This is a genomic window from Nonomuraea aurantiaca (assembly GCF_020215705.1).
In the GTDB taxonomy this organism is placed as follows: Bacteria; Actinomycetota; Actinomycetes; order Streptosporangiales; family Streptosporangiaceae; genus Nonomuraea; species Nonomuraea aurantiaca.
The window spans coordinates 1-13,092 of sequence record NZ_JAIWNB010000006.1; the positions used below are offsets into that span (position 1 = coordinate 1).

At 69.6% G+C, this 13,092-nt stretch carries 14 protein-coding genes; all 14 read right to left on the minus strand.

From position 1 onward, the window contains the following. Positions 1 to 204 precede the first annotated feature (204 nt). The 14 genes from LDL49_RS16035 to LDL49_RS16100 all read right to left on the minus strand — a co-directional run bounded on the left by LDL49_RS16035 (position 205) and on the right by LDL49_RS16100 (position 13,087). Positions 205 to 639 carry a DUF4259 domain-containing protein gene (locus LDL49_RS16035; protein ID WP_225291850.1) on the minus strand — a complete coding sequence of 145 codons (435 nt, stop codon included), beginning with the start codon at positions 637 to 639 and terminating at the stop codon, positions 205 to 207. Positions 640 to 958: 319 nt separating this feature from the next. Then, positions 959 to 1,456: a S26 family signal peptidase gene (locus LDL49_RS16040; protein WP_225291851.1), complete on the minus strand. Its 498-nt coding sequence runs from the start codon at positions 1,454 to 1,456 to the stop codon at positions 959 to 961. Continuing rightward, entirely contained in the window at positions 1,453 to 3,282 is a 1,830-nt protein-coding gene (locus tag LDL49_RS16045; protein WP_225291852.1) for an ABC transporter ATP-binding protein, read from the minus strand. Before LDL49_RS16045 ends, LDL49_RS16040 begins: the two co-directional genes overlap by 4 nt. Continuing rightward, positions 3,279 to 3,791: a TlpA family protein disulfide reductase gene (locus LDL49_RS16050; RefSeq protein WP_225291853.1), complete on the minus strand. Its 513-nt coding sequence runs from the start codon at positions 3,789 to 3,791 to the stop codon at positions 3,279 to 3,281. The genes LDL49_RS16045 and LDL49_RS16050 overlap by 4 nt, the downstream gene beginning before the upstream one ends. A 319-nt stretch (positions 3,792 to 4,110) precedes the next feature. Then, a complete protein-coding gene (locus LDL49_RS16055; protein WP_225291854.1) occupies positions 4,111 to 4,269 on the minus strand; it encodes a hypothetical protein in 159 nt (52 codons plus the stop codon). A 63-nt stretch (positions 4,270 to 4,332) separates the two neighbouring features. Further along, the gene (locus LDL49_RS16060; protein ID WP_225292241.1) at positions 4,333 to 4,569 is read right to left on the minus strand and encodes a DUF2399 domain-containing protein; all 237 of its coding nucleotides are present in this window, start codon (positions 4,567 to 4,569) and stop codon (positions 4,333 to 4,335) included. Positions 4,570 to 4,712: 143 nt separating this feature from the next. Next, positions 4,713 to 5,777, minus strand: coding sequence for a cellulose binding domain-containing protein (locus LDL49_RS16065; protein ID WP_225291855.1), 1,065 nt, complete (start codon positions 5,775 to 5,777; stop codon positions 4,713 to 4,715). Positions 5,778 to 5,833: 56 nt separating this feature from the next. After that, positions 5,834 to 7,606 (minus strand): cellulase family glycosylhydrolase, encoded by a 1,773-nt coding sequence (locus LDL49_RS16070; RefSeq protein ID WP_225291856.1) that lies wholly within the window; start codon positions 7,604 to 7,606, stop codon positions 5,834 to 5,836. Positions 7,607 to 7,781: 175 nt separating this feature from the next. Next, positions 7,782 to 8,753, minus strand: coding sequence for an L-histidine N(alpha)-methyltransferase (gene egtD, locus LDL49_RS16075; protein WP_225291857.1), 972 nt, complete (start codon positions 8,751 to 8,753; stop codon positions 7,782 to 7,784). A gap of 18 nt (positions 8,754 to 8,771) precedes the next feature. Continuing rightward, positions 8,772 to 9,476, minus strand: a complete 705-nt coding sequence (gene egtC / locus LDL49_RS16080) for an ergothioneine biosynthesis protein EgtC (protein ID WP_225291858.1) — start codon at positions 9,474 to 9,476, stop codon at positions 8,772 to 8,774. A gap of 1 nt (position 9,477) precedes the next feature. Further along, positions 9,478 to 10,770, minus strand: a complete 1,293-nt coding sequence (gene egtB, locus LDL49_RS16085; protein WP_225291859.1) for an ergothioneine biosynthesis protein EgtB — start codon at positions 10,768 to 10,770, stop codon at positions 9,478 to 9,480. Continuing rightward, positions 10,767 to 11,972 carry an ergothioneine biosynthesis glutamate--cysteine ligase EgtA gene (gene egtA, locus LDL49_RS16090; RefSeq protein WP_225291860.1) on the minus strand — a complete coding sequence of 402 codons (1,206 nt, stop codon included), beginning with the start codon at positions 11,970 to 11,972 and terminating at the stop codon, positions 10,767 to 10,769. Before egtA ends, egtB begins: the two co-directional genes overlap by 4 nt. A 150-nt stretch (positions 11,973 to 12,122) precedes the next feature. Continuing rightward, the gene (locus tag LDL49_RS16095) at positions 12,123 to 12,362 is read right to left on the minus strand and encodes an anti-sigma factor family protein (RefSeq protein WP_225291861.1); all 240 of its coding nucleotides are present in this window, start codon (positions 12,360 to 12,362) and stop codon (positions 12,123 to 12,125) included. Between the two features lie 86 nt (positions 12,363 to 12,448). Continuing rightward, positions 12,449 to 13,087, minus strand: coding sequence for an RNA polymerase sigma factor (locus LDL49_RS16100; protein ID WP_225291862.1), 639 nt, complete (start codon positions 13,085 to 13,087; stop codon positions 12,449 to 12,451). Between the last annotated feature and the right edge of the window lie 5 nt (positions 13,088 to 13,092).

A 13,092-nucleotide genomic window follows, 5' to 3' on the forward strand; every position in this document is an offset into this window, starting at 1 on the left:
GAGCCATCGTGAGCGTGTCCTTCCGGGAAGAATGAGCGCTTCCCTTCGACCGTCACACGATGGCTCACCTTCTGCCAGACCTCGGTGACTGATCGTCACGAACTACACCACTCGATGGGACGCCATCCAGTGGAGCGCTCGCGTAGCTTTCGGCCAGGCAGAGCGGCAGGCGACCGTCGCAGGCCCAAGGCACTCAGACGTTGCTCACGCCAGAGCACCGCGAATGCCGTCTATGACGGCCACGGCCTCAGAAGAGGAGCCGCTCTTCTCCCAGAGCTCCAGCCACTCCGAGTCCTCGCCCTTCACCCGGTCCAACGCCCGCACGGCCAGCGCCACGAGTTCGTCATCGACCTCCACCCTGCCGCCTTCCAGCAGGAAGTCCGGCGCATAAGGCGAGGTGATCGGCACGCCGCTGCGTTGAGAGGCGACGATGGCCGCTGCCGCGATCGCCTCTACCGCCTCATCGCTGTCCAGATATTTCGTACGACCCGCAGCGGCTTTGAGCGCCTTGCGGATCAGAGTCGGACGCCGCTTAGGGGCTGCGTTGTGCAGATCGCCGCACCAGTCGGCGGCCGAGTCGTTGTCGAACGGTCCCACATCCCATGTGCCCATGGCCGATTCATATCGGACCTCCGACATTTAACCGTCATCCGTCGGCGCAGCTTTGCCCTATAGGGAGCTCGCCGGACGACTCTGACGCCCGATCGGCCCGTGACCCTGATCAAGGGCTGCCCCTCAGCCGCGTCCGCACCCACGGACTGGGGCTGGGACTGACCATCGTCCGCGCGATCACCCTCGCCCACCAGGGACGCATCGCGGTCACCCCCGCACCGGCGGCGGCCTCGACATAACCATCGACCTCCCGCACAACCCGGCAACGACGGCAGATCAGCAGGCGCGATGACGGCATGCGGGTGCCGCCCAGCTTGGCGATGATCGTGGACGAAACCGCGGGTGGTCAACGCGATGGCAGGCGGCGCATCATGACGCCGACGAGCTGGTCGCCTCGCACGTAGCCGAAGTCCCGGGAATCCCAGCTGGTGTCCGGGTTGTCGCCCAGCACGACCAGGGCGCGAGGGGGCACGACGGTCTCGGGTACGTCGCGGAGCGCCGGGAAGGCCGGTCTCGGCACCGGTTCGCCGGCCACCGCGACCGCCCGCTTGACGAGCAGATGCCAGCCAGGATCCGATCTCTCCGGCACCTTGTCCTCGTCGCCGGGTTCGAGGCCCGGCGGCAGACCGTCCAGCGGTGGCGGATTCGGGATCCTGACGACCACGATCTGGCCGGCGCGGACTCGCCTCGTCTTGCGGACGAGCAGTCTGTCCCCGGAGCGCAGGGTGGGTTCCATGCTGGGGCCGTGGACAGTGGCGACCAGGTACCGCCGGCGGATCCACCACAGCGACATTCCCAATGTCAGCAAGCCGGATACCGGCAGGAGCAGATTGCCGGCCTTCATCGCACCTCCTGGTATCCCGAGGCCTGGAGCCGGAACAGACGGGCGTAGTGTCCGTCCGCGGCGAGCAGCGCCTCATGCGGTCCCTGTTCGGCGATCAGCCCGTCGTGGAGCACGGCGATGAGGTCGGCGTCCCGTACAGCGCTGAGCCGGTGGGAGATCAGCAGGCTCGTACGACCGGCCCGATACTTCCGGATGCTGGTGTGGACCTCGTGCTCGGCCTCCGGGTCCAGGCCGGAGCTGGGCTCGTCGAGGATCATCAGGTCTCTGCCGTCGCGGACGAGGGCTCTGGCCAGGGCGACGCGTTGCCACTGTCCGCCGGACAGCACCACTCCCGTCTCCGGATCGCCCTTGTCGGCCTCGGAGAAGAAGATGCGGGTGAGCAGCGTGTCGTAGCCTCGCGGCAGCCCCGAGAGCGTCTCGTGCACTCCCGCGCGGACGCCCGCCTCCTTGATCCGGGCCGGGTCGTCCAGGGCGGGCAGGTCGCCGAGTCCGATGTTCTCGGCGGCGGACATGTCGTAGTTCATGTGGTCCTGGAACACCGCGCTGATCCGCTCGCGAAGATCAGCGGGCGGGATGTCCCGCAAATCCACACCGTCCCACAGGATCCGGCCGCGCGTCGGATCGTACATCCTGCACAGCAACCTGATGAGGGTGCTCTTACCGGCGCCGTTCAATCCCACGAGGGCGACCGAACGGCCGTGCGGAATCGTCAGATCGACCCCGCGCAGCACCCATGGATGGTCGTCGCTGTAGCGAAACCAGACGTCCCGCAGTTCGATGCCCCGGCGCAGCACGGGGGCCGTACCCTCGTCCACGCTCGCCAGGTCCGGCTCGGTCCTGATCACCGCGACGTAGTGCGAGAAGGTGAGGAGCCCCTCGTGGACGGACGCCATCGAGGAGACGAGCATGTTGAGCGCGGCCTGCACCCCGCCGACGGCCGCCACGAACATGGCGACGTCTCCGACGCTGAGGGAGCCCTGGCGGGCGGCCGTGATCGCCCACCACAGACCGGCACCCGCGACCGCCGCGCTCAGCGTGGTCAGGCCGCCCTGAGTGACCAGTTCCCGGCGGTCCATCCGGTTTTCGGCGGTGTCGGCCCTGCGCCGCTCGGCCATCATCCGGGCACGAAGGAACGCGCCGATGCCGAACAACCGGATCTCCGTGGCGGCCTGGACGCCGGTGAGCAGCCGGCTGTAGAAGAACTCGCGGCGGTGGATCTGCTCGATGTCCCACTGCATGGTGGCCCGCCTCCGCGACAGCAGCACTTCGGCGACGAGCGCTGGGACGGCGGCCAGCAGTACCAGGGCGGTCATGGCGGGGCTGAGGATCAGGAGGGAGCCCACGAAACCGATGAGGGACAGGACTCCGTTCAGGCTCCCGCAGACTCCGGTGACGAGGTCGCCGGTGCCCCCGGCGCCCTCCTGCGCGAGGCGCAGCCGGTCGAGGAACACCGGATCCTCGAAACGCCGCAGGCCGACCTGCCGCTCGGCCGCCGCGAACAGCCGGTCGATCGCGTCGGCTCGCGCGAGGCGCCCGGTCTGGGCGCGCAGATAGCGGCCGATTCCCGGGAGCGCGGCGGCGGCCAGACCGGCCGCGGCCAGCCCCAGCGCGAGACCCGCGACCGCCTCGTTGGGAGTCGTCAGCCGGTCGATGACCGATTTGGTCAGCCATACGGTGGCGATCGGGGCCGCTGCCTCCGCGAGCGTCAGAAAGACGTAGCCGGTGACCCCTCCTGGTGCCGACCGCCAGGTCAGCGACAGGGCCTCGCCGGCGGCCGAGGCCAGGTCCCGAATCCCGGCCCGTCGGCTCGTACCGGGGTCGCTCATGCCGTCGATGCGACGGAAAGGTCCTCCATGCGTCCGCCGGTGGCGACGACGCGGTGATCGGAGCCGAGCAGGTAGAGCGCCGGGGTCCACGTGTTCTGGAACGCGCCTGCCACCGGGCCGTCGTAATCCTCGACGATCACACGGGCCACGGGCGTGAGCGCTTCGACCGCCTCCGCGTCGTCCCCGGCGACCACCGCCAGCACGTTCTCCCGTCCGAGGGTGCGAGCATGCTCGGTGAAGCGGGGAAGCAGCTTGTGGCAGGGTTCGCATCCGGCGGAGAAGAACCCGACCAGGCCGGCGACCGTATCGTGCGACACCGCCTGGCCGTCGACGGTCACGGCGGCGAACTCGCCGACGGGCGAGCCGGGCCGCAACGCGATGGGAGGCCCGGCGTGCTGGACGTCTGCCCCGCCCGTCTGCCTCATCCGGCGGATCAGGGTGAGGGTGAGGAGCAGATTCAACACACAAAGCAGACCGATGAGCACGACGGCGGCGGTCAGGTAAGGCATCAGGCGTTCCTCGCGAAGAGATCGACGATGTCGTCGAAGGAGGTGATCAGTATCGGCCCGATGAGCCCCCGGCACCTGCCGGGGCCGCTCCGCCGAGTGCGGGCAGGCCGCCAGGCAGCAGTACGCCGAGCGCGGCTGCGATGATCAGCAGGCTGTTTCGGACCAAGTGACGGGCGCCAAGGCAGCGGATATACCGAAGCACGCGAAGAAGAGCCCGATCAGGCAGGCGCATCCCGTCCGTACATATTCCATCCACGCATCTCCACCGCCGTGCGGGCGGCGGCTGGCCGCCACCCGCGGGACGCCTACTACAGCCGCATCAGCATTTGCCGACCTTGACCGTCTGGCAACCCTGGTCCAGGCAGCACTGACGGAGGTACTTGATTCCACCCGAGCAGTAGTAGTAGTTGCTGCAGCCGGCCTCCACGGTCACCTTGTGGGCGACGCGAGTCAGCAGACGGTCGACGAGACCGAGCATGATGTCTCCTCTCTGGCCTTGCGGGGCAAGATGATGATGATCACGATGATCCGGTCTTCCGAATTACGGCGCAACGGTCGAGATCAAATTAGCAAATAATGATCTAGAGGCACAGGTTTTCGTAATTTCGGACAAGAGATATCGTCCCCCATATGGGACCGGAACGCCTGCCGCCTCGTAGGCGGCGGCGTCGAGGCGCCAGGGCTCGAAGCCGTACCGCTCGTGGACGGCGGCCGCGATGGCGACGCCGCCCCTGTCGAAGTCGCCGTGGTACGCGAACCGCCCGCCGCCCTCCGACAGCTGACGAACGTCCGCAGTACGTCCCGGTAGAGGGCGGCGTTCGGCGCACTGAGGTGCGCGAAAGGCTGAGGCTCTTGGGGCGGGGAGGACATGAGGTCAAATGTCCCTCATGTCCCCCGTGTCTCGCCGGCCCCGCGAGGTGCTCAGCTGAGTGAGCAGCTCACTTGGGGTAGCGCGTTGGTGGTGTTGTTCCAGGTCGCGGTGAAGCCGAAGGTCGTGGACGCGCCGATCGGAAGGTTGCCGTTGTAGCCGGCGTTGCGTGCGGTGACGGTGGCTCCGTTCTGGGTGAGTGTGGTGTTCCAGGATTGGCCGATCTGCTGGCCGTTGGGGAAGGTGAAGGTGGTCGTCCACGCGGAGGAGGCGGCTGCGGAGTCGTTCTTCACCGTGATCTCGCCCTGGAAGGCGCCGCCCCACTGGGAGATCACCTTGTAGGTGGCGGTGCACCGGGCCGGCGGAGGAGTCACCGACGGGGAGGGTGAGGTCGGCGGGATCACGCCGTTGAGTACCTGCGCGAGCGTCGGGTACCAACGGTCGGCCATCTTCTGGAAGCCGGTGTCGTTGGGGTGGACTCCATCGCCGGTGTCGGTGGCCGTGTTGAAGCCGGTCCATAGGTCGGCGACGACGATGGGCGACTGTGCGGTCGTGAGGCCGGCGGCCCAGCCCGGGATCGCGTTGTCGAGCGCCACCACACTGGCCGCGCAGGTGGGGCAGCCGGACGGATTCATGGGGATGATCCGCGCCACGATGATCTTCATGTTCGGGTTGTTCGCCCGCATCTGGCCGATCAGCTTGGTATACGCGGCGAGGACGGTGGCGGTGGGGATGAAGCCACCCCACATGTCGTTGGTGCCCAGGTGCATGAGGACGATGTCGGGTTTGGCCGCGTCCAGCCACGGTGGCAGTTGGTTCTGGTCGGCGATGCCGGTGGCGGCGTAACCGCCGTGGCCCTCGTTGTCGCCGTCGTACGCGAACCCGTAGTTGCAGCCGCCGTCGGGGACGCTGCCGACGAAGTCGATATTCGTATATCCGGCTGTCTGCAAGTGGTTCCAGAGCAGGGCGCGCCAGCAGCCGGGTCCGGCGGTGATGGAGTCGCCGAGGGGCATGATGCGGACGGGGGCCGTCGCCGACAGCGCGGGCAGGGCGACGCCGAACGCGACCGCCACGAGGAGCGTGACGAGGACGGCGTACAGGTGGGATCTGCGGCGCATGAGCGGCTCCAGCTAGAGACCCGGGCCCGCCCGATGACGGACCCGGCCGAGTGCTGCTACGACAGGGGGTTCTGGGTGAGCAGGTGTGCCTTGAAGCCCTCGCCGTAGGTGCTGGTGGGGGTCCCGTTGTAGTCGGTGATGAGCACGTTGCCCTGGCTGCAGCCCCACGGGTTCCAGGTCCAGGCCGTGTACCCGACGCCGTGCGCGTCGGCCCAGCTCATCACCTGGTCGATGTAGTCGTGCGCGCAGGAGTTCTGGCCGATCTCACCGGCCTGCACCGGCACCTGGGCCGCCACCGCGCCGACCTGGCTGTCCCAGCAGGCGGTGTTGGAGCAGGTGTTGAAGTTGTAGGTGTGCCAGGCGGCCATCAGGTTGCCGGTCGGATCGGTCGGCTTGTAGGTCAGCCATTGGCTCAGGTCGTTGGACCAGGCCAGGCCGCCGAGCATGATCACATTGGTGGCACCCGTGGCGCGCACCGTGTTGACCAGCGACTGCATGCCGGCCACCTGGTAGCCGATGCCGGTGCAGGTGCCGCCGTCGCGCCAGCACTTCCAGCCGGCGGTCGCGTCCCAGTTCGCGGCCGCGTCCGGATACGGCTCGTTGAACAGGTCGAAGACGACCGCGTTGGTGCCCTTGAAGGCGTTGGCGACCCCGGTCCAGAACGTCGGGGCGTACTGGGCGTCGGGCATCGGCTTCTGGCAGGTCGCCGTGGTGTCGGAGCAGCCGGCGCCCTGACCGGTGTACTGGCCGTAGTTCCAGTGCATCTCCACGATCGGCGTGATGCCGTTGGCGACCAGCAGGTTCACGTAGTCCTTGACGTTCTGCTGGTACGTGGGGCCGCTGGGCGTGCCGTTGGTGCCGTTCCAGCACTCCTCGTTCAGCGGGATCCGGACCGTGTGGATGTTCCACGCCTTCATCGCGTCGACCGAGGCCTGGTCCACCGGGCCGCTGTCCCACATGCCCTTGCCCTGCACGCAGGCGAACTCGCCGCTGGCCCGGTTGACGCCCAGCATCCGGTAGGTGGCGCCGGCCGCGGTGACCAGCCGGTTCCCCGAGACGTGCAGGGCGGGTGCCGCGCCCCCGGTGCCGCCGTCGTTGTCGGCCTCGGTGGCGTTCACCGTCACCGACGTCAAGCCGCTGGATGCCACGGTGATCGGGCGGGCGCCGTTCGTGGTGTCGCTGTCCTCCGAGGCGCTCAACGTCACTGTCTGCGGGGTGTTCCAGTTGGCGGTGGTGAAGGTCAGGGAGGCTCCGCCGGTCACGGTGATGTTGCTGTCACCGGCGCCCGCGGTGCTGGTGACCGTCACGCTGCCGGTCGGCTGGGAGCGCAGGCGGACCGTGTAGCCGCCGGTCCCGCCCTCGGGCACGCTCACGCTGGTGGCGGAGACCACCAGAGCCTGTTGTGTCCCTCCGGAGCCGGTTCCTGTGCAGGAGACGCTGGGGTTGGTGTTGGCGCCACCGGTGTAGGTGCCGTTGAAGCCGAGGCTCCAGGTCGCCCCGGCGGCCTTGGCCGCGTTGTAGGGGACCGGGTTGACGGTGATGGCCGCACCCGCCGGAGTGGGGGTCGCCGGAGTGGGCACGCCCTCCCACATCTGGGTGATCACCTGATTGTTGGGGAAGTCGAAGCTCAACGTCCAGCTGGTCAACGCGTCGCCGGTGTTGGTCACCGAGACGGCGGCGCCGAACGCGCTGCCGTTGTCCCAGCTCTTGGTATAGGTGGCCGAACACGACACGGCGGCATTGGCGGCGGTCTGGACGATGGCGAGGCCGAAGGCGGCCAGCAGTACGGCGACCGCGGCCATCAAGGCCCTGCGTAACACGTTCGGCATGAGAGCCCTCCGTGACGAAACCGATGGACACCGCTTCTCGAAGCGGCCAAGCTCCGACACTTGGGAGCGCTCCCGACGATCTGTCGCCCTGATTCGCCCCGCAAGAGCGTCCCCAGGCCTCAGAGCACGGCACCTACGCCGACCTTGGACAAGGCCGACGACGCTGCTGAAACTTTCAGCTGGGTTCGGCCAGGATCAGGGTGAAGTCCCCGGCCGGGTCCGTGTAGCGACGGCGCACCTTGAACCCCGCGCCCACGAGCTCCGCCCACAGCCCCTCCGGCCGGAACTTCGCGCTGATCTCGGTCCGGATCTCCTCCCCCTCCGCGAAGTCGGTGACCAGTCCCAGCCCGCCGATCCGCACCCGCATGTCGCGGCTCGCCCGCAGCCGCATCTCGATCCATTCCTGCCGCTCGTCGTACAGCGCCACGTGCTCGAACGCCTCCGGGTCGAAGTCCGCCTCCAGCTCCCGGTTGATCACCCGCAGCACGTTCCTGTTGAAGGCGGCCGTCACCCCGGCCGGATCGTCGTAGGCCGCCACCAGCCGTTCGGTGTCCTTCACCAGGTCCGCCCCGAGCAGGAACGTGTCGCCGGGCTGGAGCGTGGCCCGCAGGTCCTTCATGAACACCTCGCGGGCCGCTGGTTCGAGGTTGCCGATCGTGCCGCCGAGGAAGGCCACCATCCGCCGCCCGGTACGCGGCAGCAACGCCAGATGGCGCTCGAAGTCGGCGCACACCGCCTTCACCCGCAGCCCGGGGAAGCGCCCGGCCAGCCGTTGCGCCGCCGCCGTGAGGGTGACCGCGTCGACGTCCACCGGCGTGTAGACGCGCGCGGCGAGCGCCTCGAGCAGCAGGACGGTCTTCTCGCTGGTGCCCGAGCCCAGCTCGACCAGCGTGTCCGCGCCGCTGGCGGCAGCCAGGTCCGCGGCCCGCGCGCGCAGGATGGCCAGCTCGCGCCGGGTCGGATAGTACTCGGGCAACCGCGTGATGCGGGAGAACAACTCGCTGCCCGCGGCGTCGTAGAACCACTTGGGCGGCAGCCACTTGGGCACAGCCGTCAGCCCGGCCCTGACATCGTGTTCGAGCGCCTGGCGCAGATAGTCGCGGTCAAGATAGTTGATCACCTGCACGGTCGACTGGCTGACAGGCACGATGCCTCCTGAAGTGGATTACAACGGCTGGACGCGTACGTCGTCGCGGGTGACGGTCAGCAGGCTGCGCTCGGGTACGGCCTGCCATCCGGGCAGATCGTCGAGCGGCTCGCTGGCCACCAGCACGCCGTCGTGGAGTCGGTGGTGGAAGAGGGTGTCGCCCCAGACGGTCGCGGCGATCGACGCGCCGTCGCAGGCGAGCAGGTTCAGGCGAGCCCCGGGGTCCTTCTCCCCGGCGCGGACGACGACGTCGGCGAGCGCCTCGCCCAGGCCCAGCCCGGCGTGCCCGCGCTGGAACACGGCGGCGGCGACCCAGGCGGCGTCACACGCGCTTTCCGCGCTGTCGGCCAGGTCCCTGACCGTGTCCCGCTCGACGCGCCCGTTGTGGCTGAGCAGCCACCGCCCGTCGGTGAACGGCGCGGTGGCGCTCTCCTCGATCGGCATACCGGCGGTGGCCGAGCGTACGGCCGCCAGCAGGCAGGTCGAGCGGGCGATCCGGGCGAGTCCGGGCAGGTTGGCGTCGGCCCACATAGGGATGGCACGGCGATAGCGCACCGGGTCCGGATTCTCCTCATACCAGCCCATGCCGTACCCGTCGGCGTTGATCATGCCGTAACGCTGCCGCCGCGGCGCGTACGACTGCTTCAGCAGGCCATGTTCCGGCTCGTTGATGAGCGCGGCGAGCGGGCGGGCGGCGCCCAGCCAGGCCGCGTGCCTGCACACGTTAGACCAGCTCCGAACGGGCGCAGCGGAAGCCGCTGAAGATCTGCCGGCGGATCGGGTAGTCCCAGTTCCTGAACGTGGTCCGCACCGCCGCCGGATCGGCCGCCCAGGAGCCGCCGCGCAGCACCCGGTACTCCTGGCCGAAGAACACCTCGCTGTACTCCTTGTACGGGAAGCTGCGGAAGCCGGGGTAGGGCTGGAACCAGGAGGAGGTCCACTCCCAGACGTCCCCCACCATCTGCTCGGCCCCATAGGCGCCGGCCGCGGCCGGGTAGGCGCCCAACGGCGCGGGATGGGCGGCGCGATGTCCGAGGTTCGCCCGCTCGGGGCCTGGAGCGTCCTCACCCCAGGGGTAGCGGCGCGCCTTGCCGGACAGCGGGTCCCAGCCGCAGGCCTTCTCCCATTCGGCCTCGGTGGGCAGCCGCTTGCCCGCCCAGCGGGCGTAGGCGTCGGCCTCGTACCAGGACACGTGCTGGACCGGCTCGTCCATCGGGACCGGCTCGGTACGGCCGAAGCGGGTGCGCCACCAGGCGCCGCCGTCCCTGACCCAGAACAGCGGGGCGAAGGCGCCGCTCCGCTGCCGCCACTGCCAGCCTTCCGTGGACCACCAGCGCTCGTCGTCGTAGCCGCCGTCCTCGATGAACGCCGCGTAGGCGCGGTTGCCGACGGGCAGCCGGTCGATCGAGTACGCGGGCAGGTCCACCCGGTGCGCCGGCCGCTCGTTGTCGTAGGCCCAGGGCAGCGTGTCGGTGCCCATGAGGAAGGGACCCGCGGGCACGAAGACCTCTTCCGGGCCCTCGCTCCGGCCCGGCGGAAGGTCGCCGTCGCGCACCAGCCCGGGCTGCCCGGACAGTTGCAGGGTGGCGAGCATGGTCTCGTCGTGCTGGTGCTCGTGCTGGATCACCAGGCCGAACACGAAGCCGTCGCGGTGCAGCGGGGCGGGCCCGTCCAGGTCGATGGCGTCGAGGACGTCGAGCACCCGCCCGCGCACGCCCTCGATGTAGCGGCGGGCCTCGGCCGGACCCAGGAAGGGCAGGCTGGGGCGATCCTTGCGCGGTGTCTTGAAGGCGTCGTAGATGTCGTCGATCTCGGGCCGGAGCGGATCGATGCCCCCGGCCTCGCGCAGCACCCAGAGCTCCTCGTAGTTGCCCACGTGAGCCAGGTCCCACACCAGCGGCGACATCAGCGGGGAGTGCTGGCGTACCAGCAGGTCGTCCTCCGCCGCCGTGTAGGTGAGTGACCGGTCGCGCACCGCGATGAGTTCGGCCGCGATACGTTCCTTGATGTCGTTCATTCCCATCCTTCGTCGCTCGGCCAGTTCGAGAGATCCAGCAGGTAGGAGGCCGGTGAGCGGCCCGTGCTCACGTGCCGGTCGGCGAACGCGGCCACCTCGCCGACCAGGCCGGGACCCGCGCCGCAGCGCGGCAGCGCCTCCAGCGCGGCGCGGAAGCACTCCTCGGCGGCCCGGCGCAGGCCCGGATCGGCCAGCCCGCAGCGCGCCGCCACCCCCCAGAGCCGGCGGTACGGCTCCGCGGCGGCCATCGCGGCGTCGGCGGCGCGGTCGTCGGTGACGAGGGCATGGGTCACGGCCACGCAGACGGGCCAGATCGCCGGGTGCTGGGCATCGAGGTAGCGGATCTCCAGCCAGCCCCGGGGCCGCACCGGTGGAAAAACCGTCGTGGCGTGGTAGGCCAAATCCTCGGCGGTGGGCCGCCGCCGGCCGTCGGCGTTCAGCCAGTCGCGGAAGCTGGAGCCGTCACGGACGGGGCGATAGCTCTGCTCGTCCTCTCGCACCAGCATGAGCCGGGCATCCAGCAGGTATTCGGCCCAGTCCGCGGCGGGATCGCCCGAGGCGGGCACGGGCGAGGTTCTGGTGCGGTCGAGGTGATCCCAGACGGCCTGGCGGCCCGACATCCAGCCGCACGGCCGGCCATCGCGCAGCGGCGAGTTGGCGAAGGCCGCCGTCAGCACGGGGCCGAGCGCGTGCGCCCGTTCCCAGCGCGCCACCGGCCGCTCGCCCAGGTCCAGGTTGACCTGGATCGACGCGGTCGAGCACATCATGAGCGCCCCGTACGGCACGCCGAGGAACTCGGCCATCGCGTCGTACCGGGGCTGACGCAGCTGGCGCCGGGCCGGCCGTACGGGATCGAGACCGACACCGGCCACCACCAGCCCGGACGCCCGCAAGGCGGCGCGTACGGCGGCCACGTCGGTGGCCAGGCGGGCCAGCGACTCCGCCGGCGAGTCCGTCGGGCCGGACAGTTCGAGCTGTCCGCCCGGTTCGAAGGTCACCCGGCTGCCACCGGGCAGCTCGGGCATGGCCCGCTCGATCCGGGCCGGCGGGACATGCCGTGCCGGCGTCGTACGGTCGAAGATCAGGAATTCCAGCTCCACGCCCACCTGGTCCGCGGCGGCGGGACAAAAGCAGCGACGCGCGAAATCCGCCACCTCCGAGGCGTCCCGCAATGGCGGACTCTCGGCCGTAAGCCCGATCATCGTTTCCCCTTCGCGTGGCGCATGGGTCTTTGATGGTCCAGCGGTCCACCGCAGGCAGCGATGGCCCCATCTACAGACCCACGAGCCGCGCGAGCGTTACACGCGGATTTCGGGAAAGGGATGAGCTAGGTCATGTGGGGGGCTCGCGCCTCATGACCGCCGCCGCTCGCGGAACGCGGACATGAGCCGCTTTCGCAGGTCGGCGGGGAGTTTCTCCGGGGGCGGGTCACCCAGGGCGACGATGGTCGCGCGGAACTGTTCTAAGTAGCGGCTGCACCCCTCGCAGCCGGCCAGGTGAGCGTGCACGCCCTCGCGCTCGGGCGGATCGAGGGCGTCGTCAAGGTAGGCGGTGAGGAGTTCCACCAGCTCGCCGCATGTGAAGCGCTTCACGACGTTGACCGCCCTCGTCTGCTGAATGAACCGTTTCACCTATTGTGCCGCCGCACGGAGCGGACCGCCGCACGGAGCGGAAGAGGTCAGTCCGGCTGTCTCGCGAACTCGAAGTAGTCCGCCAGCCAGCCGCGCACCGCGACGCGGGCGCGATGCAGCAGGACCCGCTGGTTGGCGGCGGAGATCTTCAGGATCTCGCACACCTCGTCGGAGGTGCATCCCTCCACGTCCCGCAGGGTGATCACGATCCGCTGCCGGGGCGGCAGCCTGGCCAGGACCTCGCCGATCAGGCCGCGCACCTCCGAGGCCAGCACCTCTTTCTCGGGCGTCGGCCACGCCGCGGGCGGATCCTGCCAGCCGCCCGGCGGCACCAGGTCGAGACTCTGGCCCGCGATCGTGCCGCCGTCGTCCTTGACAGCGCTCCACGGAAGCGTGCGCCTCTCGCGTACGCCGCGCTTCTTCGCCGTGTTGACCAGGATGCGGAAAATCCACGTCTTGACCGACGAACGGCCCTCGAAGTCGTCGATCCCGCCGATCACCGCCAGCCAGGTGTCCTGGACGACCTCTTCCGCGGAGTGGTCGGTGGGCACGTACGACCTGGCCACCCGGAGCATGCCCCGGGACCAGGTGTCGAGCAGCGCCGCGAACATCGCCTCATCGCCCGCGCGCAGGGCCGGAACGATGACGTCATCCGAAGGCAACTCCCCGCCCGCGAAAGACCCCACGATCG

Coding starts and splice junctions, on each gene's coding strand:
- egtB (WP_225291859.1), bottom strand. CDS start 10,770: ATGAACGACATCAAGGAACGTATCGCGGCCGAACTCATCGCGGTGCGC.
- LDL49_RS16065 (WP_225291855.1), bottom strand. CDS start 5,777: ATGCGCCGCAGATCCCACCTGTACGCCGTCCTCGTCACGCTCCTCGTG.
- LDL49_RS16035 (WP_225291850.1), bottom strand. CDS start 639: ATGTCGGAGGTCCGATATGAATCGGCCATGGGCACATGGGATGTGGGA.
- LDL49_RS16045 (WP_225291852.1), bottom strand. CDS start 3,282: ATGAGCGACCCCGGTACGAGCCGACGGGCCGGGATTCGGGACCTGGCC.
- LDL49_RS16055 (WP_225291854.1), bottom strand. CDS start 4,269: ATGCTCGGTCTCGTCGACCGTCTGCTGACTCGCGTCGCCCACAAGGTG.
- egtA (WP_225291860.1), bottom strand. CDS start 11,972: ATGATCGGGCTTACGGCCGAGAGTCCGCCATTGCGGGACGCCTCGGAG.
- LDL49_RS16050 (WP_225291853.1), bottom strand. CDS start 3,791: ATGCCTTACCTGACCGCCGCCGTCGTGCTCATCGGTCTGCTTTGTGTG.
- LDL49_RS16070 (WP_225291856.1), bottom strand. CDS start 7,606: ATGCCGAACGTGTTACGCAGGGCCTTGATGGCCGCGGTCGCCGTACTG.
- LDL49_RS16040 (WP_225291851.1), bottom strand. CDS start 1,456: ATGAAGGCCGGCAATCTGCTCCTGCCGGTATCCGGCTTGCTGACATTG.